The sequence below is a fragment of the Sphingomonas sp. PAMC 26605 genome (assembly GCF_000241485.1).
Lineage (GTDB): Bacteria > Pseudomonadota > Alphaproteobacteria > Sphingomonadales > Sphingomonadaceae > Sphingomonas.
The window spans coordinates 3,066,701-3,090,898 of the sequence record NZ_JH584241.1; the positions used below are offsets into that span (position 1 = coordinate 3,066,701).

Consider the following 24,198-nt stretch of genomic DNA (forward strand, 5'->3'; position numbering starts at 1 on the left):
GCTACCAACACGACCCATCACGGGGTGTCAAGAGCGCGCTAGGGCGAGGGGCGTCCCGCGGGTGATGCGAGACCGCGGGTCATGCCCGCGGTCTCGGGAAAGCCTCACCGCGCAGACGCCTCGCGAACCCCTTCGACCCGTCGTGCGACGTGCCACGGATTGTCCGGCGCGATCGCGTGCGGCAACAGCTCGGCTGGCATGTTCTGGAAGCAGACGGGACGCAAGAAGCGGTAGATCGCCAGCGTCCCGACCGACGTCGTGCGACCGTCACTGGTCGCGGGGAAGGGGCCGCCATGCACCATCGCATGGCTGACTTCGACGCCCGTCGGCCAGCCGTTGGCGAGAATCCGCCCGACGCGGTCGGCGAGGGTCGGGAGCAGCTTGGCGGCCTCGGCATGATCGTCGGCGTCGATCTGCAGCGTCGCGGTCAGCTGACCCTCGAGCCCGGCGACGACGCGCGTCAGCTCGGCGACGTCCTTGCAGCGCACGACCACCGCCGACGAGCCGAACACTTCATGCCCGAGCGCGCGGTCGGCGAGAAAGGCGGCGGCGTCGGTATCGAACAGCGCGCCGACCGCCTGATTGGCGCCGGTGCTCGCGCAGCCGCGCGCGACGGTCCGGACCGAACCATGTTCGGCGAGCGCGGCGACGCCCTTTTCGAAGCTGTCATGGATGCCGGGCGACAGCATCGTCGCGGGCTGGCTGCCGCCGAGCGCGACCCCGGCTGCATCGACGAAGGCATCGAGTTCGGGACCGTCGATCGCGAGCACCAGGCCGGGATTGGTGCAGAACTGGCCCGCGCCCATCGTCAGCGACTGGACGAATGCCGTTGCAAGCGCCTCGCCGCGTGCAGCAAGCGCTGCCGGGAACAGGATCACCGGGTTGATGCTCGACATCTCGGCATAGACCGGGATCGGCTCGGCGCGTTGCGCCGCGATCTTGACCAAGGCCAGACCGCCGCCGCGCGAGCCGGTGAAGCCGACCGCCTTGATCCGCGGATCCGCGACGAGCGCGCCGCCGAGATCGTTGGTATTGCCGGGGAGGTAGGAGAAGGTGCCGGCGGGCAGGCCGCATTTGGCGACCGCGCTGGCGATCGCGCGCGCAACCAACTCGCCCGTGCCGGGATGCGCCGGATGGCCCTTGATGATCACCGGGCAACCCGCCGCGAGCGCCGAGGCGGTGTCACCGCCGGCGACCGAGAAAGCGAGCGGGAAGTTCGATGCGCCGAACACCGCGACAGGCCCGAGCGGGAGATTGACGCGACGCAGGTCGGGGCGCGGCAGCGGGGCGCGATCAGGCAGCGCGGCGTCGATCGTCGCGTCGAGCCAGTCGCCTTGCCGGACGACCTGCGCGAAGAGTCGCAGTTGGCCGACGGTGCGGCCGCGTTCGCCTTCGATGCGCGGGCGGGGCAGGCCGCTTTCCTGGACGGCGCGGTCGATCAGTTCGTCGCCGATCGCGACGATCGCATCGGCGATCGCCTCGAGGAAGGTCGCGCGCGTTTCGAGATCGGTCGCGGCGTAATCGACGAACGCGGCCTGCGCGAGCGCGGCGGCATCGGCGACGGCATCGGTGCCGGCCGAGGAGAAATCGGGGGTGAGGGCCGCACCGGTCGAAGGGTCGATCCCCGAGAATCGCGTCGTCGCCTGCCGTTGCTCGGCACCGACCAAAATCGCTCCGTCGATCATAGATAACCTTCCTTGGATTAGTCCGACATAATAGAAGCTGCCGGCGCAGAGTACAAGGCGATCGGCGCAAAGGCCGGAGGGGGACATCGGCCCGTCCGTGCGAAAGGGACGGGCCGATCGCTTCGTCAGATGAAGCGGTTGATCAGATTCTCGATCCGCTCCTGACGGCCCGAGCGCGGCTGCGGGTCGATGCCCTGCTCGACCGCGAGATCGGCGATCCCGGCCAGATCGAGCGAGCCGATCTTCTGGCCGAAATCGGCATCCCAGCCGGCATAACGCTCGGTCTTGATCGCATCGAGCCGACCGTCCTCGATCAGCGCTGCCGCATTGAGCAGGCCCTTCGCGACGACGTCGATCGCGCCGACATGGCCGTGGAACAGGTCGACCGCGTCCATCGACTGGCGGCGCACCTTGGCGTCGAAGTTGAACCCGCCGGTGGTGAAGCCGCCTGCACGGATGATCTCGAGATTGGCGAGCGTCAGTTCCTCGACCGAATTGGGGAACTGGTCGGTATCCCAGCCATTCTGCGGATCGCCGCGGTTGGCGTCGATCGAGCCGAAGATGCCGAGCGCCGCGGCGGTCGCGATCTCATGCTCGAAGGTGTGGCTGGCGAGGGTCGCGTGGTTCGCCTCGATGTTGACCTTCACTTCATGCTCGAGGCCGTAGCGCTTGAGGAAGCCGTACACCGTCGCGGTGTCGAAATCATACTGGTGCTTGGTCGGCTCGAACGGCTTGGGTTCGATCAGGATCGTTCCGGTGAAGCCGATCTTGTGCTTGTGCTCGACGACGAGCGACAGGAAGCGGCCGAGATTGTCGAGCTCGCGCTTGAGATCGGTGTTGAGCAGCGTCTCGTAACCCTCGCGACCGCCCCACAGCACGTAGTTCGCGCCGCCGAGGCGATGCGTCGCTTCGAGCGCGTCGCGGACCTGCATCGCGCCGAACGCGAACACTTCCGGGTTGGGATTGGTCGCACCACCGGCGGCGAAGCGCAGGTGGCTGAACAGGTTGGCGGTGCCCCACAGCAGCTTGCGGCCCGACGAAGCCTGCAGCTTCTCGAGGTGATCGACCGCTTCGGCGAAGTTGCGGCGATGCTCGTCGACGCTGTGCGCATCGGCCATCACGTCGACGTCGTGGAAGGCGTAGAACGGGATGTCGAGCTTGGTGAAGAAGTCGAACGCGACCTCGCGCTTCTGTGCGGCAGCGGCCGAATCGTTCGCGCCGGCATGCCACGGGCGGTTGAAGGTGCCGCCGCCGAACACGTCCGAGCCGGGCCAGCAGAAGGTGTGCCAGAAGCACGCGGCGAAGCGCAGATGGTCTTCCATCCGCTTGCCCATGACGACGCGGTTCTTGTCGTAATAGCGGTACGCCAGCTCGTCGTCGGTCTCGGGGCCCTTGAAGGCAATCTGCGGAATGTCGGCGAAGAAATCGGTGGCCATTGGGGCGCTCCTTGGGGGGGTCAGTTGGATGCGGTGAGGGGGGAGATGCGCGAATAGGCTGCCTTGAACCTCGCCTTTTTGGGGGCGAGGCGGCGGACCAGTTCGGCATCGGGGGCGATGCGGTGCGAGACGGGCGGGGCGACGCAGACTTCGGCGGGCGTGCCGCCATCGACCGCGATCTGCGCGAGGCGCGCGGCGCCGAGCGCGGGACCGACTTCGCCGCCCTGCAGGTACACCAACGGCACCTCCATCGCGGCGGCGAGCGTCTCGCCCCAATAGCGCGAGCGTGCGCCGCCGCCGATCACCGCCAGCTCGGCGACCTCGGTCCCGGCCTCGCGCAGCACGTCGAGCCCGTCGGCAAGCGCGAACGCGACGCCTTCGAGCACGGCTTGAGCGAGCCGGTTGGGACCGGTGTCATTGTCGAGCCCGACGAACGCGCCGCGGACCTGCGCGTCGTTGTGCGGGGTGCGTTCGCCCGAGAGATAGGGGAGGAAGATCTCGGGACCGTTGGCGACACCCGCAGCTTCGGCGCGCTGGAACAGTTCGGCGGCGCCGCTCGCGCCGGTCAGGCGCGCGACCCAGTCGATGCACGAGGCGGCGCTCAGATGAACCGACATCTGGTGCCACATGTCCGGCAGGCAGTGGCAGAAGGCATGGACTGCGCGCGCCGGGTTGGGGCGGAAGCGATCGTTGGCGACGAAGATCACCCCCGACGTGCCGAGCGACAGCAACGCCTTGCCGTCGGTCACGACGCCGACTCCCGCCGCGCCGCCGGCATTGTCGCCAGCGCCGCCCGCGACGGGAACCTGCGGGATGCCCCAGGCTTCGGCAGTGTCGGCGCGCAACAGCCCGGCGACATCGGTACCCTCGACCAGTCGCGGCATCTGCGCTTCGGTCAGTCCGCACGCGGCGAGCAGCGTCTCGCTCCAGCGGCGGCCCGCGACGTCGAGCCACAAGGTGCCCGCCGAATCGGACATGTCGGACGCCTTCTCGCCGGTCATCCGCAGCCGGATATAGTCCTTGGGCAGCAGCACGGTCGCGACCTGCGCGAAGATTTCGGGCTCATGCCGGCGGACCCATTCGAGCTTGGGCGCGGTGAAGCCCGGCATCACGATATTGCCGCCGATCGTCCGGAATTCTGGTGTCGTTGCCTCGAGCGCCGCGCATTCGGCGAACGAGCGGCCGTCGTTCCACAGGATCGCGGGGCGCAGCGGCCGGTCGTCGGCGCCGAGCAGGGTCGCGCCGTGCATCTGCCCGGCCAGCCCGATCCCGCGCACCGCGCGCCGGACTTCGGGGTCGATCGCGAGAACGGCGGCGCTCGTCGCCTTCCACCAATCGTCGGGGTCCTGCTCGGACCATAAGGGATGGGGGCGCTGGACGCTCAGCGCCGCGACGCCCTGGCCGACGACCGCACCATGCGTGTCGAGGACGACGGCCTTGACGCCCGACGTGCCGATATCGATTCCGAGAAACATCTGCTGCCTTATTTGACCAGCGGATCGATCGTCTTGATCGTCCCGTCGGCGTTGAAGGTGAGTTCGGTCACTTTGACGTTGCGCAGGTGATTCTTGTTGCTCAGCTGCGTGTCGGCATAAAACAGCCACCATTTGCCGCCGGTCTCGAGGATCGAGTGGTGCGTCGTCCAGCCCTGCACCGGCAGCAGGAAATGGCCGCGATAGGTGAACGGGCCGTAGGGGTTGGTGCCGGTCGCATAATTGAGGAAATGCGTGTCGCCGGTCGAGTAGGTGTAATAATATTGCCCGCCGCGCTTGAACATCCATGAGGCCTCGAAGAAGCGCTTGGCATGATCACCGCCGAGCACGGGCTTGCCGGCTTCGTCGAGGATCACCGCATCGTGCGGCGTCTCGGCGAGGCTCTTCATGTCGGGGTTGAGCCGCGCGACCTTGCCGGTCAGCGCGGGCTGGGCGTCCTGTAGCAGATCGGTATCGCTGCCGTTGGGATCGAACTTTCCGTCCTTCCAGCGCTGGAGCTGCCCGCCCCAGATTCCGCCGAAATACAGATAGCTCTTGCCGTCGCTGTCGGTGAAGACCGCGGGGTCCATCGAGAAGGCGCCCGCGATCGGCGTGGGATCGGCGGTGAACGGGCCCATCGGGTTCTTCGAGGTGGCGACGCCGATCATGAACTTGCCGAGGCCGTTCTTGTCCTTGGTTTTGTCACGCGCGGGGAAGTACAGATAATAGGTGCCGTTCTTGTACGCCGCGTCGGGCGCCCACATCTGCTGCGATGCCCAGGGAACCTGCTTCACGTCGAGCGCGACCGGGCCGACCGTGACCGGCGCGCCGATCCGGTCCATCCGCAACACGCGATAATCGTGCATCGCATATTCGTTGCCGAGATCGTCGTCGGGAATCGACGTCGGGACGTCATGGCTCGGATAGACATAGATCTTGCCGTCGAAGACGTGCGCCGACGGGTCGGCGGTGTAGATCGACTTGACCAGCGGCTGCGACAGATAATGCCGCCCATCCGGTGCGCGGTCCTGCGCGAGCGCGATGGACGCGATTCCGCACGCCAATACCGTGGCCGCGATACGATATGCCATAGATCCTCTCCCCCGATGCGCCTTGTCGCGCTATGGCATACGGGTAGCGCTACCATTGAAGCGCCGCAAGCGCTTTTGGACGATCCGGCGGCACGCTCCCCGCTAAGACCGGATTTCCGGCATCCGACCGGACCGCGGACGGCGTCAGCGCGCCATCGCGCTTTGCGTGTCTTCGAGCGCCTGATCCACGAGGCGTCGCATCGCCGCGCGGGCCGCCTCGGCATCGCCCGCGACGATCGCGTCGCAGACCAGGGCATGATCGGGGATCGGGTTGCGTGGCAGCGTGCGCATGCGCTGCTTGAAATGCGTCGTCCAGCTCACCGCCGCGCCGATCGAGGCGCTGAGCACGGTCAGCGCGTCGTTGCGCGTCGCGCGCAGGATTGCGTCGTGGAATTGCCGATCGGCGGCGCGGCCGAGCTCGGTTGCGAGCGAATAGCGGCGCATCGCGGCGAGCGCGTCCTTCATCCGCTTGATATCGTCGCGGTCGCGCTTCGTCGCGGCGATCGCCGCCGCGGCGGGCTCGATGATCGCGCGCAGTTCGAACAGGCTGCGCACCAGTTGCGGATCGGGCTCGCCGGCAAACGCCCAGCCGAGCACGTCGGGATCGAGCAGGTTCCAGCGATCGCGCGGCAGCACGCGCGTTCCCGTCTTGGGACGGCTCTCGACCAGCCCCTTGGCGATCAGCACCTGGATCGCCTCGCGATACGCGCTGCGCGAGACGTCGAGCGTCTCGGCGAAGACGACCTCGCTCGACAGCGTCTCGCCCGGCGCGAACTCGCCCGAGACGATCGCCACGCCCAGCTTGTGCGCGATCGCGCCGCGCAGGCGTCGCCCCTTGCCGCGTGGCTGGCGCGTGATCGGTTCGGCGGGGGCGAGCGTTTCGGTCGAGAGCGTTTCTGTTTCCACCCGGCGATGGTAGCAGCAGCGGGGCGCGACGGAAACTCCGCGATTGCCCGGGGCCGATCGGCCGCGAAATCGTGGCGGTAAGTGGCGGAGAGAGTGGGATTCGAACCCACGGTGAGCTTGCACCCACGGCGGTTTTCAAGACCGCTGCCTTAAACCACTCGGCCATCTCTCCGCGCTATGGATCGCATAACCATCCCGCCCCGGTTCGTGCAAGGGCCACTGCGTGCGCGGTTTGTGATGGAGTGCGGGCCTTTGGGGGTTCATGTGCGCGGGCGGCTGTGCCAAAGTTGCGCAATGCGGGACAAACACACATTACGCGCTCGGATCGTTCAGGGCGCTGCAGCGATCGCGCTGTGTCTCGGGCTGGGTGGGCCGGCCGGCGCGCAGGACGACGCGGGTTTCCAGAGCTATCTGACGACGCTCCGCGCCAAGGCCGAGGCCAAGGGCGTCAGCCGTACGACGCTCGATGCGGTAATCCCGACGCTGACGCTCAATCCGCGCGTGATCGAGCTCGACCGCGCGCAGCCCGGCGCCAATCCGAACGCCGGCGTCCCCGATTTCGCGCCGTACAAGGCGCAGCATTTGAGCAGCGCGCTGATCGCCAACGGGCGCAGCGCGTATCAGGCCGAGCGCTGGCGGCTGCGGCGGATCGAGCAGCAGACCGGCGTCCCCGAATCGATCATGGTCGCGATCTGGGGGCACGAGACGAGCTATGGCCGCGTGATGGGCGGGTTCGACCTGCCGCGCGCGCTGGCGACGCTCACTTATGAGGGGCGGCGACGCGATCTCTTCGCCGACGAGTTCATCGCCTCGCTGCAGATGCTGGACCGCGGCGTGACGCGGTCGCAGCTCGTCGGCAGCTGGGCGGGGGCGACCGGCGGGCCGCAATTCCTGCCGTCGATCTATCTGCGGCTCGCGCGCGACGGCGATGGCGACGGGCGCGCCGATATCTGGTCGAGCCATGCCGATACGCTCGCGTCGATCGGCAATTATTTCGCCAATGCCGGCTGGCGCCCGGGGCAGCCGTGGGGGCTGGCGGTGTCGGTGCCGCCGAGCTTCGACCGCAGCCAGATCACCAATCGCTTGCTGTCGCCGCGTTGCCTCAGGGTGTTCGCGCGCCACAGCGGGTGGAAGACGATGGCGGAGTGGCGCGCGCTCGGGATCGCGCCGGTTTCGCGTGCCTGGCCGGGCGATACGGTGCTCGCGACGCTGATCGAACCGGATGGTGTCGGGCGCACCGCCTATCTGCTGACCGGGAATTACCGTGTGATCCTCGATTACAATTGTTCGAACTTCTACGCGCTGTCGGTGGGCCTGCTCGCCGACGCGGTCGAGCAATAAGCGCGTGACGGTGCTGCTTGGCTTGGCGCTGCTTGGCGTCACGGTGTCGCCGGACGCTGCCACGCTCCAACGTGATCTTCGCGACCCGACCTTGCCGTCGGATAGCGCCGCGCCGCCGCAGGACGTGCCGCCAGAAGTCGCGCAAGGCACCGGTCCGCGCGGAACCTCGGGCGAGGTCCATGAGGATGGCGTCGGCTATGCCGCGCTGCTCGCTGCGCCGCCGGAAGGCCGCTGGGCCCGTGTCGCGATCGGCGTCGGTCATCCGACGCTCGCCCCCGGGACGCCGGTCGAACTGACCGCGCTCGACACCGGACGGACGATCGTCGCCCTGGTCGTCGCGCCGAGCGGCGGGGCGGTGGTCGCGCTGTTGCCGGGGGCGGCGCAGGCGCTCGGCGTGGGCGAGCATGCCGGGGTTCGCGTCCGCACCGTCGTCGCTTCGCCGCAGGACCTGCGCGCGCTACAAGCCGGGCAAGCGGCATCGCCTCGGCTCGACGCGCCGCCGACCTTGCTCACGGCGCTTCGGCACAAGCTTCCGAACCGAGCGGTCGGCGCCGCGCCGCGCCCTTCGCCACGACCACCGATCGCGGCGGCGCGGCCGACGCCGGCTCCGCCGCGGCCCGCGCCGGCAAAGCCCCACGCCGCGGCCGAGACCCAGCCTCCCGCATACGCAAAGCCTGTGCCGCTGCCGGCCCCGGCGCGCGGCGGGCTGATGGTCCAGGTCGCTGCGCTCTCGTCGGCCGAGCGCGCCGCGGGGCTCGCCAAGCAGCTCGGCGGACGCGTCGTCCCGCTCGGCAAGCTCTACCGCGTCCAGCTCGGGCCCTTCGCCGACCCCGCCGCGGCGCAGCGCGCACGTGACGGCGCCGCGCGACGCGGCTATGCTGACGCACGCATTTTCCACACCGACTGAAAACGAGACCGAACCGCATGTCCTCGCGCCAGAAACTGCTTGCCGCCGCTGTCGTCGCCTTTGCCGCAACGTGCCCGGCAGTCGCCGCCCCCGATTTCCAAACCCCGGCGCCGGTCGCCTATCTGCAGGATCTGTCGTCGGGTGCGATCCTGTATCAGAAGGATGCCGACCGCCGCATGCCGCCCGCCTCGATGGCGAAGATGATGACGGTCTATGTCGCGTTCGAGATGATCAAGTCGGGCGAGTTGAAGCTCGACCAGAAATTCCCCGTCCGCCCCGAGACGTGGCGCGCGTGGCATTCGCAGGGCTCGACGATGTTCCTGTCGTCGGGCGAGGAAGTCAGCGTCGAAGATCTGCTGAAAGGGATCGTCACGCTGTCGGGCAACGATGCCTGCGTCGTGCTCGCCGAGGGGATTTCGGGGACCGAGAGCGCGTTCACCGAGCGGATGAACCGCGCGGCGGCCAAGCTCGGCCTGAGCAACAGCCATTTCGGCACCGCGAACGGCTGGCCCGATAATGGCGTGACCTATGTCACCGCGCGCGATCTCGCCAAACTCGCCTCGGCGACGATCCGCGACTTCCCCGATTTCTACAAGCGCTTCTACTCGCTGCGCAGCTTCACCTGGGGCAAGACCCTCGGCGGCGAGAAGCCGATCGACCAGGCCAATCGTGATCCGTTGCTCGGTCGCGTGTCGGGCGCCGATGGCCTCAAGACCGGCCATACCGACGAAGCCGGTTATGGCTTCACCGGCTCGGCGCAGCAGAACGGTCGCCGGCTCGTGCTGGTGATGGCGGGCCTCGGCAGCTCGGGCCAGCGCGCCGAGGAATCGGTCAAGTTCATGGAATGGGGCTTCCGCGCGTGGCAGGCCAAGCCGATCCTCGCCAAGGGCAAGCAGATCGAGACCGCCGAGGTCCAGCTCGGCAACGCGCGCACCGTTGGCCTCGTCGCCGCGAACGATCTCAGCGCGACGCTCCCGGCCGGCACCGCGGGCGAGATGAAGCTCAGCGTGCAATATGACGGGCCGATCAAGGCGCCGATCAAGGCCGGCCAGCATATCGCCGATCTCGTCGTGGTGACGCCCGGCATGCCCGCCGAACGCCTTCCGCTGGTGGCGGCGAACGACGTCAGCGAGGCCGGTTTCTTCGGGCGCGCCTGGGCGGGTCTGATGAGCCTGTTCGGCGCTTGAGCCAATGTCCGTGACGGGCCGCTTCATCTCGCTCGAGGGCGGGGAGGGGGCGGGCAAGTCGACGCAAGCGAAACGCCTCGCCGCCGCGCTCGGCGCGCGCGGGATCGATGCGCTCGTCACCCGCGAACCCGGCGGGAGCGAAGGCGCCGAGGCGATCCGCGCGCTGCTGATGCAGGGCGCGGTATCGCGCTGGAGCCCGCATAGCGAAGCCTTGCTGTTCGCCGCCGCGCGCGCCGATCATGTCGAAAAGACGATCCGGCCGGCGCTGGGGGCGGGGCGGTGGGTGATCTGCGATCGCTTCCTCGACAGCAGCCGGGCGTATCAAGGCGTGGCGGGCGGGATCGATGACGCAGCCGTCCTTGCGTTGCACGGCTTCGGTTCGCGCGGGCTGCTGCCCGATCGCACGCTCGTGCTCGAGCTCTCGCCCGAGCAGGGGCGCGCGCGCGCGGCGGTGCGCGACGGCGCGGCGGCCGATCGCTTCGCGGCGCGCGGGGCGGCGTTCCATGCCGACGTCGCGGCTGCGTTCCACCGTTTCGCCGCCGCCGAACCCGAGCGCTTCCGCCTGATCGACGCTGCGGCCGACTTCGACACGGTTGCCGCGTCGGTGCTCGCCGCGCTGGCGGACCTGCTGCCATGACGCTGCCGCTCGGCAACGACGCCGCGCATCAGGCCTTCGCCGCCGCGATGACGAACGGGGCGTTGCACCATGCCTGGCTGTTTGCCGGCCCCGAAGGGATCGGCAAGGCGACCTTCGCCCGCATGGCTGCGTTGCGCGTGCTCGCGCAAGGCGCGGGCGCCGACCTGCCGCCCGGCTTCGACGTCCCCGAGAGCGATCCGCAGCGCAAGCTGATCGCCGCGGGTTCGCATCCCGATTATCGCGAACTGACGCGCCAGCCTAAGGAAGGCGACAAGACCGGGCTCGACCTCGCGCGCAGTATCCCGATCGCGCAGGTCCGCGCACTCGGGCCGATGTTCGCGACGCGGCCCTCGATGTCCGACCGCCGCGTGGTGATCATCGACTCGGTCGACGACCTCGAGCGGCCGGGCGCCTCCAACGCATTGCTCAAGAATTTGGAAGAACCGCCGCAGGGCACGATCTTCCTGCTGATCAGCCATGCCCCGGGGCGGTTGCTGCCGACGATCCGCTCGCGCTGCCGCCAGCTGCGCTTCGATCCGTTGAACGATGCAACCATGACGTCGGTGCTCGGCCATCTGCTGCCGAGCGTCGAGGATGCCGAACTGTCGGCGTTGATCGGCGTCGCGCATGGATCGCCCGGTCGCGCGCTCGGGTTTGCTGGGCTCGATCTCGCGGCGCTCGACCAGGCGCTGGCGGTGATCGCGCGCGAGGGCGATCCGGGCAATGGCCGCCGTGTCCGGCTCGCCAAATCGCTTGCGCTGAAAGCGGCGCAGAAGCGCTACGAGGCGTTTCTCGACCGCGCGCCGGCGTTCATCGCGGCGCATGCCGCCGATCGGCAGGGCGAGCGGCTGCGGATCGCGCTCGACGGCTATGACGCCGCGCGCACGCTCGCGGCGACGGCGCGCGCGCTGACGCTCGATGCGCAGGCGACGGTGTATGAGATGGCGGGGATCGTCGCGCGGCTGGCTGCCTGAGCAGCGGCCGCGCCGAGGCTTCAATAACCCCGAGCGATGTTCTAGGAGGCGGGCATGACCGAACCCTATTACATCACCACCGCGATCAGTTACCCCAACGGCCGCCCGCATATCGGGCACGCCTATGAGGCGATCGCGACCGATGCGATCGCGCGCTACCAGCGGCAGTTGGGCCGCGAGGTGCGCTTCCAGACCGGCACCGACGAACATGGCCTCAAGATGGTGCAGGAAGCGCGCAAGCGCGACTTGACGCCGCGTGCGCTTGCCGATGAAATGAGCGGGTATTTCAAGGCGATGGCCGACGCTCTTGATATCTCGTACGATCGCTTCATCCGTACCAGCGACGAGGATCATTATCGCGCGAGCCAGGCAATCTGGCGGGCGATGGAGGCAGCGGGCGATCTGTATCTCGATCGTTACGAGGGCTGGTATTCGGTCCGCGACGAGGCGTTCTACGACGAGAAGGAACTGGTCGAAGGCGAGGGCGGTGCTAAGCTTTCGCCGCAAGGGACGCCGGTCGAATGGACCGCCGAGGAGACCTGGTTCTTCAAGCTCTCGAAATATCAGCAGCCGCTGCTCGATTATTACGCCGCGAACCCCGACTTCATCCGCCCCGAGGCGCGGCGCAACGAGATCCTGCGCTTCGTCGAGGGCGGGCTGTCCGATTTGTCGGTATCGCGCACCAGCTTCGACTGGGGTGTTCCGGTTCCCGGCAGCCCGGGGCACGTGATGTACGTCTGGGTCGACGCGCTGACCAACTATCTGACCGGCGTCGGCTATCCTGACGATGTCGAACTGTACGAAACCTTCTGGCCCGCGCATCTGCACATCATCGGCAAGGATATCGTGCGATTTCATGCGGTTTACTGGCCAGCCTTCCTGATGAGTGCGAATATCCCGCTGCCGGGCGGGGTGTTCGGCCACGGATTTCTGCTCAACCGCGGCGAGAAGATGTCGAAGTCGGTCGGCAACGTCACCGATCCGATGGAACTCGCCGAGCGTTTCGGGGTCGACGCGCTACGCTACTTTCTGCTGCGCGAGGTGAGTTTCGGGCAGGATGGCAGCTATTCGGAGGACGCGATCGTGACGCGGTGCAATGCCGATCTCGCGAACAATCTCGGCAATCTCGCGCAGCGCTGTCTGTCGATTATCGCCAAGGCGTGCGGCGGTATCGTGCCTGCGACGGGTACCCGGACGGCGGCCGAGGATGCGCTGATCGCCAGCGTCGAAGCCGCCGAGACCGGCATGCACACCGCGATGACCGATCTCGCTTTGCATACCGCGCTCGAGGCGATCTGGGCGGCGGCGCGCGACGCCAACCAATATTTCGCCGACCAGGCGCCGTGGAGCGTGCGCAAGACGGACCCCGAGCGTGCCGACACGATCCTGTATCACGCCGCCGAGGCGATCCGCCGCATCGCGATCCTCGCGCGCTGGGCGATCCCTAGGGGTGCCGACAAGTTGCTCGACCTGCTCGCGCAGGCGGCGGACGCGCGAAGCTTCGCAGCGCTCGGCCATCCACTTGCGCCGGGCCTGGCGCTGCCGGCGCCGGCGGGCGTGTTTCCGCGGCTCGAATCCCTCATGGAGGCGTGATGTTCGCCGACAGCCATTGCCACCTCAACTATAAGGGGCTGGTCGAAGGTCAGCAGGATGTGCTCGCGCGCGCCCGCGCGCGCGGCGTCCATGCGATGCTCAACATCGCGACGCGCGAGAGCGAATGGGATGCGGTGATCACGACCGCCGAGCGCGAAAGCGACGTCTGGGCGACCGTCGGGATCCACCCGCATGAAGCCGACCAGCATCCCGACGTGGGCACCGCGCGACTGATCGAGCGCGCGCAGCACGCGCGCGTCGTCGGGATCGGCGAGAGCGGGCTCGACTATTTCTACGATCACAGCGACCGCGGCCGCCAGCGCGCGAGCTTCCGCGCGCACATCGCCGCGGCGCGCGCGACGCAGTTACCGCTCGTCGTTCATACGCGCGACGCCGAGGAGGATACCGCCGCGATTATGCGCGACGAGATGGGGAAGGGGGCCTATCCCGCGGTGATCCATTGCTTCACCGCGAGCGGCGCCTTTGCCGACATCGCGCTCGACCTTGGCTGCTATATCTCGATTTCGGGGATCGTGACCTTCAAGAACGCCAGGGATCTGCAGGAAACCGCGGCGCGGCTCCCGCTCGATCGGCTGCTGATCGAGACCGACGCGCCGTTCCTCGCGCCGGTGCCGCATCGCGGAAAGACCGGCGAGCCGGCGTTCGTCGCCGACACCGCGGCGTTTCTCGCGCAACTGCGCGGCGAGCCGCTCGAGGCGCTGGCCGCGGCGACTGCGGAAAACTTTCACGCTTTGTTCACCAAGACGCGCGTATGAAGCTGCGGATCCTCGGTTCCGGCACGTCATCGGGCGTGCCGCGGATCGGCAATGACTGGGGTGCATGCGACCCGACGAACCCGCGCAATCGGCGCCTGCGGGCGTCGATCCTGATCGAGAGCGCGAGCACGCGGATCCTCGTCGATACCGGACCCGATATGCGCGAACAGTTGCTCGCGGCCGGGGTGGCTACACTCGATGCGGTGATCTGGACGCACGATCATGCCGACCATACGCATGGCATCGACGATCTGCGGCAGGTGTTTCACGCCATGGGGCAACCGGTCCGCGGTCTGGCGCGCCCGGAGCTGAAGGCGATGCTCGAACGCCGTTTCAGCTACGTCTTTCGCGGGCATGACGGCTATCCGCCGACGGTGGTGATCGAGGCTCTCCCCGATACGATCACGATCGGCGACATCACCGTCAGCACGGTCGAGCAGCCGCATGGCCCGTTCGTCTCGGCCGGGCTGCGGTTCGCGAGTGGCGGAAAGGCGATCGGATATGCCACCGATTTCAGCGCGATGACGGCGGATATGGCGACGCTGTATCAGGGGCTCGACCTGTGGGTGGTCGATGCGCTGCGGCGGCGCCCGCATCCATCGCATGCCGATCTGCCGAGCGTGCTCGGTTGGATCGAGGCGTTCCGGCCGGGGCATGCGGTGCTGACGCATGTGGACCAGTCGATGGACTATGCGACGCTCGTCGCCGAACTGCCGCCGGGTGTCGAGCCGGGGTATGACGGATTGGAACGGGTCCTGTGATCGACGGCACGATGACGATCGTGCTGTATGCGCTGGTGCTGATCCTGCCGCTCAGCGCGCTCGTCGCGCGGCGTCTGCCGATCGGCGATGCGATCAAACTCGCATTGGCTTGGGTTGCGATCTTTGGTGTGTTGTTCATCCTCGTGACGCTTTGGCAGGGCGCGGCGTCGGGCCCGTGAACAGATCCAACGATCCCCAGAATACGACCTTATTTTACATAATGTATATTATCGGACTGTGAGCTAGTGGCCTTTTGGGCCAATGGGGCCGTCGTCCCCCTAAATATCGCGCGGCGCTCATGGTCGGAATCGGCGCGCCGCGGTCCCTGCAATCCATATAGCGACCAAAAACGCGACGCGACGACGGATCCGTGCGGTGTCCCGTGATGGGGAAAGCCGAGCTTTAGCGACACCAAGAAAGTCACGGTGGAAGCCTCCGGCGCGATGCGGGATCATCTCCCAGCACAACGATCGGAATTGACGATGTCGTCCATGCTTGCTGCCCCCCGGGCGAACGCCGCATCGCATCGCGCGGGTGCGGCATGATCTCGCCCGTCATCCTCACCGTTCCCGGATTGCTCGGCTCGGGGACCGATCACTGGCAAACCCGCTGGGAACGCGAGCGCGCCGATACGCATCGGATCGAGCTGGGCGATTGGGACAATCCCAATCGCACCGTCTGGATGAGCCGGATCGACCAAGCCGTCACCGCCGCGCGCGGGCCGGTCGTTTTGGTCGCGCATAGCCTCGGGTGCCAGGCGGTCACCTGGTGGGCGAACGCGCTTGGCCCGAGCGGCGCGTCCTCGGTGCTCGGCGCGCTGCTGGTCGCCCCGCCCGCGACCGAGCGCGCTGCGCTCGATCCGCGCATTGCGCGCTTCGGCAACGATCCGCGCCGTGCGCTCCCATTCGTCTCGCTGCTCGTTGCGAGCGAAGACGATCCGTACGCCACGCTCGCCGAATCGCAGGCGCTCGCGCGGAAATGGGGTGCCGGGCTGGTCGATATGGGCCTCGCGGGGCACATCAACGCGCGCTCGGGGCTCGGCAGCTGGCCGCAGGCCCAGGCGGTCGCCGAACTGCTGCGCGATGCCCGGACGGGCAATGTCCGTCTGCTCGCCGATCAGGCGCAAGCGCTGTTGCTCGACCCCGACGCGACCCCCGCGCACCCGCGTGCGGTGACGCCCGGCGGCATGACGGTCGGCCGATCGGCCCCGCACCGCTGACCGCGCCAGCCGCTCGCGACTTTCCGGCATCGCATCGATGCGTGCTTTGCGCTAGGCGACGGCGACATAGTCGAGCGAGCGCGAGATCCGATGCACCGACCCTTTCCTGCCCCGACCCGAACGGCCTACCGATGATCGGCCGCCTCGTCAGCATCATGGCGCGGCTGCGCGACCGCGAGACCGGATGCGAATGGGACGTCGCGCAGGATTTCGCGAGCATCGCGCCCTATACGATCGAGGAAGCCTATGAAGTCGCCGACGCGATCGCGCGCGACGATATGGCCGATCTCAAGGACGAGCTCGGCGACCTGCTGCTGCAAGTCGTGTTCCACAGCCGAATCGCCGAGGAGGCCGGGCTTTTCGCGCTGCCCGACGTGGTGGGGGCGATCAGCGACAAGATGGAGCGCCGCCACCCCCACATCTTCGGCGACGCCACGGCGGGCGGATCGCAGCGCTGGGAACAGATCAAGGCCGAGGAACGCGCCGCCAAGGGCGCCGGGGGTGCGCTCGACGGCGTCGCGGTCGGCCTGCCCGCCTTGCTCCGCGCCGAGAAGCTGCAGAAGCGCGCCGCGCGCACCGGGTTCGACTGGCCCGATACCGCGGGGCCGCGCGCCAAGATCTTCGAAGAGATCGCCGAGATCGACGCGGCTACGACACACGACGAACGTGAGGACGAGATCGGCGACCTGCTCTTCTCGGTGGTGAACTGGGCGCGGAAACTCGGGGTCGATCCCGAGGCGGCGCTGCGCCGCGGCAACGCCAAGTTCGAACGGCGCTTCAAGGCGATGGAAGACGCTGCGGGCGATGGCTTCTCCGCGCTGTCGCTCGACGAACAAGAAGCGCTGTGGCAGTCGATCAAGCGCCCCAAACAGGGCTGAGCGCGCTTGCATAGGGGCTCTGCACGGTCCAGCCGAGGCTCGAGTAGAGCGCCCTTCCCTGGTCGGTCGCGACGAGTATTTCGCGCGACGCGCCGGACCGCCGCTGCGTGCGCAGCGACGTCATGACGACATGGCCGAGCCCGCGCCGTTGGTGATCGGCGCTGGTGCGGATCCGATCATACGCAAAGACCCCCGCCGTCTCGACCGCATAGCCACTCGCGCCGAGCGTCCCGTCGGGCGCGGTGATCGTGGCCGCGATGACGTGGTCTATCTCCTCAAGCGCAAGCGTATAGCCCGACGGCAGGCTGCGCGCGGGCGGGTCGGCCGTGCTCGTCATCACCCAGGCGCGATCCTGCAGCGTCCATCCATCGGGCAGCAGCCGGAGCAACGCGGCGTCGTCGGCACAGACCTTGATAAACACCCGCGGCCGCGCGATCGTCCGCGCGAGCGCCGCTATCGCGCTATCGGGACGCGCGGAGATGTAGCGGCACCATTCGACGTCGCTATGGGTATCGACCCGCCAGCCGCCATGAACGGCGACCGGCGCGGGCAGCCCGCGCGCGATCGACCGCGCCGCGACCCACCCCGCGAGAAGTCCCGGGTCGACTCCGTCAGCGCTGGGCGAAGCGCTCATAGTCGCGCTCGGCCATCCGGACCTCATAGATCGCCTGCGCGCCCTCGACGCTCTGGCTCAGCACATCGCCATGCGCATGCAGCCACGCCGCCCCCGCGCCGTCGCCGGCATCGAGCAGGATCGTGTAGCGCCGATGGCTCGCGGTCAGCAGTCCGGCGACGGTGTCGAGCAGGCCCGCCACCCCTTCCCCGCTCAGCGCCGAGATCGCCACGACATCGTCGCGCCGCGCCGCCTCGCCGAGCCATTCGGCGCGTTCGTCGTCGTCGAGCAGATCGAGCTTGTTCCAGGCCTCGATCCGCGGCACCGAGGTGTCGACGCCGATATCGCGCAGCACGGTCTCAACATCGTCGCGCTGCACCAGCGTATCGGGATGCGCGATGTCGCGGACGTGGATCAGCAGATCGGCCGAGACGACTTCCTCGAGCGTCGCCTTGAACGCCGCGACGAGCTGGGTCGGGAGTTCGGAGACGAAGCCGACCGTGTCCGACAGGATCGCCTTGTCGATCCCGGGCAGCGCGATCTGGCGCAGCGTCGGGTCGAGCGTCGCGAAGAGCAGATCCTCCGCCATGACGTCGGCCCCGGTCATCCGGTTGAACAGCGTCGATTTTCCCGCGTTGGTATAGCCGACGAGCGCGATCACTGGCCACGGCGCGCGCTGGCGCCGGTCGCGGTGGAGGCCGCGGGTGCGCGAGACTTGTTCGAGCTCCTTCTTCAACCGCGCCATGCGGTCGCGGATCAAGCGCCGATCGGCCTCGATCTGCGTCTCGCCCGGGCCGCCGAGGAAGCCGAAGCCACCGCGCTGACGTTCGAGATGGGTCCAACTGCGCACGAGCCGCCCCGCCTGGTAATCGAGATGCGCGAGTTCGACTTGCAGGCGTCCTTCGGCGGTCGCGGCGCGCTCGCCGAAGATCTCGAGGATCAGCCCCGTACGGTCGATCACCTTGGCCGACAGCGCCTTTTCGAGGTTGCGCTGTTGCACCGGGGTGAGGCTCGCGTCGAACACGACGAGCTCGGCTTCCCCCATCCGCACCGTCGCGGCGAGCGCCTCGAGCTGACCTTTGCCGATCAGCGTCGAGGGCTGGAGCGTGCGGACCTTGATCGCGACGCGATCGACCACCTCGACATGGATCGCCATCGCGAGCCCAGCGGTTTCCGCCAGTCTTGCCTCGGCATCGCGGGTCGATACGCCGGTGTCTGGATACACCACGACCGCCTTGGCACCGCGCGCTACGTCGTCGCGGTCACGTTCGAAACCTGTGGTCAATCTTCGTCCGAACCTGCTGTTTCATCAGCCAAATTGAGGGGGTGCGCGGGTTGGATCGTCGAAACCGCATGCTTGTAGACGAGCTGCGCCATGCCGTCGCGCTGGAGCAGCATGCAGAACAGGTCGAACGCCGCGATCTGCCCCTGCAGCATCACGCCGTTGACGAGGAACATCGTGACATTGTCCTCGGACTTGCGCACCGCGTTGAGGAAGATTTCCTGGAGCAACGGCTGCTTGCGCTGGGCTTCGCCGACGGCGTTGACGATCGCATCGATATCGACGCTGTTCGACGGCATGATCGTCGAAATCGCGTGCTTGTAGATCAGCTGCGACTGGCCGTCGCGGCGGAGCAGAACCGAGAAATTGTCGAACCAGGTGACGATGCCCTGGAGCTTGACGCCCTTGACGAGGAACATCGTGATCGGCGTCTTGGTGCGGCGGAGCGCATTGAGGAACAGGTCTTGCAGCGAAGTGTGCTTGTCGGCCATCGGTCGATCCTATGTTTTTGGCGGGTGGTTCCCGCAGTGCGCCGGTTCCGGCGTCGAGATGCGCCTGATTGGCGCTGAGGGTGATTTAGGGTGTCTGGGGCGGTTCGTCCAGCGGGTGGGTTTTGGAAAGGATGTGGTCTCGTGTTGGCGGCGCTCGATCGCCTGCCGGCTTGCACGGCGCGGCCGATGAGGATTTCGTTCAATTACCCAGCCATTCGGCCGTCAATTCGCCGCTATGCCCCTCCGGCGCCAACGCGGCGCGCAGGGTCTGTAGCAGAGGCGGCAGCGCCTGCGCGAAGGCATAGGGCGGGTTGACGATATAAAGCCCGGCGCCGTTATAGCTGCCGGGCTGATCCTCGTCGTACAGCCAGTGCTCCACCGACAGCATTTTCGGGATGCCGAGCCTGCGGAGCTGCCCCTTCCACCGTGCATGCGTGGCGCGATCCTTCAGCGGATACCAGATCACCGTCACGCCATGCGCCCATTTGCGGTGAGCGGCGGCAAGCGTGGCGGTGATCCGTTCGCGTTCGTCCGTCTGCTCGTACGGCGGATCGACCACCACCACGCCGCGCGCGGTGCGGGGCGGCAGCACCGCCAGCCAGAGTTCGTAGGCGTCGCGCTCATGCACGGCAGCGGACGTGCCGCGCATCACGCCGCGCAGGGTATAGGCGTCGTCGGGATGTTTTTCGTTGAGGATCAGCAGATCCTGCGGACGCAGAAGCTGCGCCAGGATCTGCGGCGAGCCGGGGTAGAGCTGTGGTTCGGCCCCGACATTCACCGCCTGCACGGCGGTGCGGTAGTCGTTCAGCAAGGGGTTCGGGTCGGCAAGGGCGCGCACCACCCCGTGCGTCGACTCGCCGGTGCGCTGGGCATCCTCGCCACCCAGATCGTACAGCCCGCAGCCGGCGTGCGTGTCGATCAGGGTGAGCGCGCCCGGTTTCAGCTGCAAGGCCCGCACGAGGGCGATCAGGAGGCTGTGCTTGACGACGTCGGCGCTGTTGCCGGCATGGAAGGAATGGCGATAATTCATTGCAATCCGAAATTCTGACGATCCGGCTTCAGACGCGTAGCGGGTCGCGAGGCAATTGAGGCAACCAAGCCAGCGCTCGTATAAAGTCGGGCCGAAACCTTCAACGCACTTCCGCGCAAGGTCTCAACCCCGCGTTGGCGATCGGCAGCAGAGCGGAGACGCGAGGCTCCGGACGCATGCAACTGCCCGATCGTCGCGAAACCGGACGCGACAAGGATCACCACGTCCTTCCCCGCCCGCCCCTCAATCCTCCCGCACCTCGGTGATCCCGAGCAGTTTCAGCTTCCGGTGCAACGCCGAGCGCTCCATCCCGATGAAGTTCGCGGTGCGCGAGATATTCCCCGAGAAGCGCCGGATCTGCACACGCAGATACTCGCGCTCGAACGTCTCGCGCGCTTCGCGTAGCGGCGAACCCATGATTGCCGTCCCGCTCCCGCCCAGCTCGCCGGGATCGCCGAGGATGTCGGCGGGCAGCATGTCGAGGTCGATCCGCCCGATCCGGTCGCCGGGCGCCATGATGATCGTGCGTTCGACGATGTTGCGGAGCTGGCGGACGTTGCCGGGCCATTCGTACGATTGCAGCGCGACCATCGCGTCGGGCGCGACCTCGGGAGTCGGGACACGGCGTTCCGAGGCGTAGTGCGCCATGAAATGGTCGATCAACGCGGGGATGTCTTCGCGCCGCTCGGCGAGGCCCGGGATCGCGACGGGGACGACGTTCAAGCGGTAATAGAGATCCTCGCGAAAGCGCCCCTCGGCGATCTCGTGCGTCAGGTCGCGCGCGGTCGCCGAGACGACGCGGACGTCGACCTTGACGATGCGCTGCCCGCCGACGCGGCTGAAGCTCTGGTCGGTCAGCACGCGCAGGATGCGGCCTTGCGTGGCGAGCGGCATGTCGGCGATTTCGTCGAGGAACAGCGTTCCGCCATGCGCCTGTTCGAGCAGCCCCGAGCGCACGAGTTGCCCCGCTTCCTCGGCGCCGAACAGCTCCTCCTCGACGCGCTCGGGCGTCATCCTTGCGGCATTGACGATGACGAACGGCGCATTGGCACGCTGGCTCCAGCCGTGGAGCAGCCGCGCGGCGACTTCCTTGCCGACGCCGGCCGAACCCATGATCAGCACGCGGCTGCCCGTCGCGGCGACGCGCTTCAAGGTCGCGCGGACGCCGTTGATCGCGGCGGAATTGCCGGTGAGATCGTTGTTCTGCCCGACCGACTCGCGGAGAGACGCGATCTCGCGGCGGAGGCTCTCGGTCTCGGTCGCGCGCGCGACCATCAGCAGCAGGCGTTCGGCCTCGAACGGCTTCTCGATGAAATCGGCGGCACCGCGGCGGATCGCGGCGACCGCTGTGTCGAGATTGCCGTGGCCCGAGATCATCAGCACCGGGATCGACGGGTCGCGCCGCTTGATCTCGTCGAGCAGCTCGAGCCCGTCGAGCCGCGAGCCGTGGAGCCAGACGTCGAGCAGCACGAGCGACGGGCGCCGCACCGAGATCGCCTCGAGCGCCGAGTCGCTGTCTGCGGCGACGCGCGCGCCATAGCCTTCGTCCTCGAGGACGCCGGCTACGAGGTCTCGGATGTCACGTTCGTCATCGACGACGAGAATGTCGAGGGGCATGGCTCAGGTCCGGTTCTGCAAAAGGGCGGGTGCGGGCGCGTCGGCGATGCCCCCATCGCCTCCGTCGCCCTGGTCTAGCGTGGCGAGCATCGCCGTGTCGAAACGCACGGTGACGATCGTGCCCCCCCCGGGGCGGTCATCGAAGGCGATCGTACCGCAATGCTCCTCGACGATCTTCTTGACGATCGCGAGGCCGAGCCCGGTCCCGCGCGCGCGTGTCGTGACATAGGGCTCGACGATCCGGTCGCGATTGGCGGGCAGCCCGATGCCGGTGTCGGCGAGGGTCAGCGTGATATGGCCCTGCCCTTCGCCGACCGTCATCGCGATCTCGGCCGCGCGCGCGTCTGGATGGGCCTCGACCGCCTCGACCGCGTTCTTGACGATGTTGGTCAGCGCCTGGCCGATCTGCCGACGGTCGCACACCAGGATCGGGCCGGGATCGTCATGCGTGAGCGTAAAGACGATGCCGGGATGCGCGACCTCGTGAAGGAACATCGTCTGGCGCGCGAGATCGACCAGCGATTCCTCGCGGAACACCGGCTTTGGCATCCGCGCGAAGGAGGAGAATTCGTCCACCATCCGCCGAAGATCGCCGACCTGGCGGATGATCGTCTCGGTCAGGCGCGCGAAGGTCGTGTCCTCGGGGTCGATCTGCTTGCCGTAGCGGCGCTGGAGGCGTTCGGCGGCGAGCTGGATCGGGGTCAGCGGGTTCTTGATCTCGTGCGCGATGCGGCGTGCGACATCGGACCAGGCGGCGCGGCGCTGGTCGAGCAACTGGCCGGTGATGTCGTCGAAGGTCAGGATCGGGCCTTCCGCGGCGCGCGTCACCTTGACCGCGAGCGTACGCGCCTCGCCGCCCCCCGCGCCGAGCTCGACGATCGCCTCGCGCTCCTTGCCTTCGACCAGGGCAGCGAGCTCGGGCGAGATCAGGCTGAGCGGCTTGCCCGCCAGCGTCTCCTCGACGCTTTCGAGCAAGGTCATCGCCGAGCGGTTGATAAGGCGGATCGTGCCGTCGGGCGCGACCGAGATCACGCCTGCGGTGACGCCCGACATCACTGCCTCGATCAGCGCGCGGCGGCTCTCGAGCGCGCTGTTCTGCGCCTGAAGCCGGCTGGTCATGCCGTTGAACGCGTTGGCGAGCGTCCCGACCTCGTCGTCGGTGGTCGGCGTCGGCACGCGCGCGCCGAGATCGCCCGCGGCGACGCGGTGCGCGGCGGCGACGAGTTCGCCGACGGGTCGGACAAGCCGATCGGCGACGGCGAGCGCGATCCACACCGCGATCGCGACGATCAACAGCGAGATCGCGAGCAAGGCAGCGTTGAACTTGAGCTGCAGCGAGCGGGCCTTGACGAGCAGGTCGCGATAGGTTGCAAGGACCTGGGTGCTGCGCCGCGACTGTTCCTCCATCACCTTGACGTCGGAGATCGCGACGCTGAGGAAATAGCGGTCGGCGGTCCCGGGGATCGCGGTCAGCGTCTCGATGCGATTGCCCTTGACGGTCGTCACGCTCGGCGCGCCGCCGCGCACGCGGTCGAGATCGGTCGCGGTGATTTCGTTGCGGAGGTCGAGCTTGTCGGGATTGATCGCATGCAGCAGCTGGATGTCGTTTCCCGGGCTCGCGGCGAAAATGAACCCGTCGGACAGGCTGCGGAAATAGATCTGGTAGAAAAAGATGTTCTCGAACGCGGGCGACCCCGATTTGAATTCGGGCAGGCCGCCAATGTCCTGCGCAGCGATCACCGTCGCCTGCTGCCAACGCTTAAGCATCTGCTGGTAGGAGGTCGAGGCGACGCCCGTCGCGTTCTCGATCATGTCGCGCGCCTGGTCGGAATACCAGAACTGCACGCCGTACTGGAACAGTAACGACGCGAAGATCACGACGAGCAGCGTCGGCACCGCGGCGATCATCGAAAAGATCGCGACCAGCCGGACGTGCAGCCGTCCGCGCCCGCCGATCGGCGAACGCGCCGCGCGGCGCATCGCGACACGGCGTCCGAGCAAGACGAGCAGGGCGACGCCGGGCAGCAGGTTCGAGACGAGCAGCAACGCGACCACGCCCGGGCTGAGCAGGCTCTGCGAGACGGCGCCGCTCGCGATCACGAAATAGCTCGCGACCGCAATCGCGACCGCGATGCCGACGACCGAAAGCTCGAGCGCAGGCGTCACGCCGATCCACGACCGCGGCGCGGCGAAGGGAACAGAAGAGGCCGAAGCATCGCTCATCGTGACATTGCTACAACGCCAGCGTTGCAAGGAAAACACACAAATCGGGTTTCTGTCGCAGTTCCGTACCGATCGGGCG

Annotated in this window: 22 protein-coding genes and 1 tRNA gene; 11 read left to right on the forward strand and 12 right to left on the reverse strand. The window is 67.8% G+C overall.

Annotation, left to right across the window (positions count from 1 at the left end; translation table 11 throughout):
* Positions 1-104 precede the first annotated feature (104 nt).
* The 6 genes from RH90_RS14255 to RH90_RS14280 all read right to left on the reverse strand — a co-directional run bounded on the left by RH90_RS14255 (position 105) and on the right by RH90_RS14280 (position 6,762).
* A complete protein-coding gene (locus tag RH90_RS14255) occupies positions 105-1,685 on the reverse strand; it encodes an aldehyde dehydrogenase (NADP(+)) (RefSeq protein ID WP_010186421.1) in 1,581 nt (526 codons plus the stop codon).
* Positions 1,686-1,810: 125 nt separating this feature from the next.
* Positions 1,811-3,121 (reverse strand): xylose isomerase, encoded by a 1,311-nt coding sequence (gene xylA / locus RH90_RS14260; RefSeq protein WP_010186422.1) that lies wholly within the window; start codon positions 3,119-3,121, stop codon positions 1,811-1,813.
* Positions 3,122-3,141: 20 nt separating this feature from the next.
* Positions 3,142-4,596, reverse strand: coding sequence for a xylulokinase (gene xylB, locus RH90_RS14265; RefSeq protein WP_010186423.1), 1,455 nt, complete (start codon positions 4,594-4,596; stop codon positions 3,142-3,144).
* An 8-nt stretch (positions 4,597-4,604) separates the two neighbouring features.
* Positions 4,605-5,684, reverse strand: a complete 1,080-nt coding sequence (locus RH90_RS14270; RefSeq protein ID WP_010186425.1) for a glycoside hydrolase family 43 protein — start codon at positions 5,682-5,684, stop codon at positions 4,605-4,607.
* Positions 5,685-5,828: 144 nt separating this feature from the next.
* Positions 5,829-6,590, reverse strand: a complete 762-nt coding sequence (locus tag RH90_RS14275; protein ID WP_010186427.1) for an FCD domain-containing protein — start codon at positions 6,588-6,590, stop codon at positions 5,829-5,831.
* Between the two features lie 82 nt (positions 6,591-6,672).
* Positions 6,673-6,762, reverse strand: a tRNA-Ser gene (locus RH90_RS14280).
* Positions 6,763-6,884: 122 nt separating this feature from the next.
* On the opposite strand from RH90_RS14280, the gene RH90_RS14285 reads away from it, so the two are divergent.
* The 11 genes from RH90_RS14285 (at position 6,885) to mazG (ending at position 16,863) form a co-directional block, all read left to right on the forward strand.
* Positions 6,885-7,931 (forward strand): lytic murein transglycosylase, encoded by a 1,047-nt coding sequence (locus tag RH90_RS14285; protein WP_010186428.1) that lies wholly within the window; start codon positions 6,885-6,887, stop codon positions 7,929-7,931.
* A gap of 4 nt (positions 7,932-7,935) precedes the next feature.
* Positions 7,936-8,838 carry an SPOR domain-containing protein gene (locus RH90_RS14290; protein WP_010186429.1) on the forward strand — a complete coding sequence of 301 codons (903 nt, stop codon included), beginning with the start codon at positions 7,936-7,938 and terminating at the stop codon, positions 8,836-8,838.
* A gap of 17 nt (positions 8,839-8,855) precedes the next feature.
* Positions 8,856-10,025, forward strand: a complete 1,170-nt coding sequence (locus RH90_RS14295; protein ID WP_010186430.1) for a D-alanyl-D-alanine carboxypeptidase family protein — start codon at positions 8,856-8,858, stop codon at positions 10,023-10,025.
* 4 nt (positions 10,026-10,029) lie between these two features.
* Positions 10,030-10,662, forward strand: coding sequence for a dTMP kinase (tmk, locus tag RH90_RS14300; RefSeq protein WP_010186431.1), 633 nt, complete (start codon positions 10,030-10,032; stop codon positions 10,660-10,662).
* Positions 10,659-11,636 carry a hypothetical protein gene (locus tag RH90_RS14305; protein WP_010186432.1) on the forward strand — a complete coding sequence of 326 codons (978 nt, stop codon included), beginning with the start codon at positions 10,659-10,661 and terminating at the stop codon, positions 11,634-11,636. Before tmk ends, RH90_RS14305 begins: the two co-directional genes overlap by 4 nt.
* Positions 11,637-11,690: 54 nt before the next feature.
* Positions 11,691-13,229, forward strand: coding sequence for a methionine--tRNA ligase (gene metG / locus RH90_RS14310; protein ID WP_010186433.1), 1,539 nt, complete (start codon positions 11,691-11,693; stop codon positions 13,227-13,229).
* Entirely contained in the window at positions 13,229-14,005 is a 777-nt protein-coding gene (locus RH90_RS14315) for a TatD family hydrolase (protein ID WP_010186434.1), read from the forward strand. The genes metG and RH90_RS14315 overlap by 1 nt, the downstream gene beginning before the upstream one ends.
* Positions 14,002-14,766, forward strand: a complete 765-nt coding sequence (locus tag RH90_RS14320; protein ID WP_010186435.1) for an MBL fold metallo-hydrolase — start codon at positions 14,002-14,004, stop codon at positions 14,764-14,766. Before RH90_RS14315 ends, RH90_RS14320 begins: the two co-directional genes overlap by 4 nt.
* Positions 14,763-14,945: a hypothetical protein gene (locus RH90_RS14325; protein WP_010186436.1), complete on the forward strand. Its 183-nt coding sequence runs from the start codon at positions 14,763-14,765 to the stop codon at positions 14,943-14,945. Before RH90_RS14320 ends, RH90_RS14325 begins: the two co-directional genes overlap by 4 nt.
* 362 nt (positions 14,946-15,307) lie before the next feature.
* Positions 15,308-15,985 carry an RBBP9/YdeN family alpha/beta hydrolase gene (locus tag RH90_RS14330; protein ID WP_010186437.1) on the forward strand — a complete coding sequence of 226 codons (678 nt, stop codon included), beginning with the start codon at positions 15,308-15,310 and terminating at the stop codon, positions 15,983-15,985.
* Positions 15,986-16,116: 131 nt separating this feature from the next.
* A complete protein-coding gene (mazG, locus tag RH90_RS14335) occupies positions 16,117-16,863 on the forward strand; it encodes a nucleoside triphosphate pyrophosphohydrolase (protein ID WP_010186439.1) in 747 nt (248 codons plus the stop codon).
* Here mazG and RH90_RS14340 read toward each other — a convergent pair.
* The 6 genes from RH90_RS14340 to RH90_RS14365 form a co-directional block, all read right to left on the reverse strand.
* Positions 16,841-17,497 (reverse strand): GNAT family N-acetyltransferase, encoded by a 657-nt coding sequence (locus RH90_RS14340; RefSeq protein ID WP_010186440.1) that lies wholly within the window; start codon positions 17,495-17,497, stop codon positions 16,841-16,843. The two genes, mazG and RH90_RS14340, sit on opposite strands and share 23 nt — an antisense overlap.
* The gene (gene hflX, locus RH90_RS14345) at positions 17,475-18,761 is read right to left on the reverse strand and encodes a GTPase HflX (protein WP_010186441.1); all 1,287 of its coding nucleotides are present in this window, start codon (positions 18,759-18,761) and stop codon (positions 17,475-17,477) included. Before hflX ends, RH90_RS14340 begins: the two co-directional genes overlap by 23 nt.
* On the reverse strand, positions 18,758-19,249 hold the full coding sequence (gene hfq / locus RH90_RS14350) for an RNA chaperone Hfq (protein ID WP_010186442.1): 492 nt from the start codon (positions 19,247-19,249) through the stop codon (positions 18,758-18,760). The genes hflX and hfq overlap by 4 nt, the downstream gene beginning before the upstream one ends.
* A gap of 199 nt (positions 19,250-19,448) precedes the next feature.
* Positions 19,449-20,279 carry a 23S rRNA (adenine(2030)-N(6))-methyltransferase RlmJ gene (locus tag RH90_RS14355; protein ID WP_010186443.1) on the reverse strand — a complete coding sequence of 277 codons (831 nt, stop codon included), beginning with the start codon at positions 20,277-20,279 and terminating at the stop codon, positions 19,449-19,451.
* Positions 20,280-20,522: 243 nt separating this feature from the next.
* Positions 20,523-21,896 (reverse strand): nitrogen assimilation response regulator NtrX, encoded by a 1,374-nt coding sequence (gene ntrX / locus RH90_RS14360; protein WP_010186444.1) that lies wholly within the window; start codon positions 21,894-21,896, stop codon positions 20,523-20,525.
* Between the two features lie 3 nt (positions 21,897-21,899).
* A complete protein-coding gene (locus RH90_RS14365) occupies positions 21,900-24,119 on the reverse strand; it encodes a sensor histidine kinase (protein WP_010186446.1) in 2,220 nt (739 codons plus the stop codon).
* Positions 24,120-24,198 lie beyond the last annotated feature (79 nt).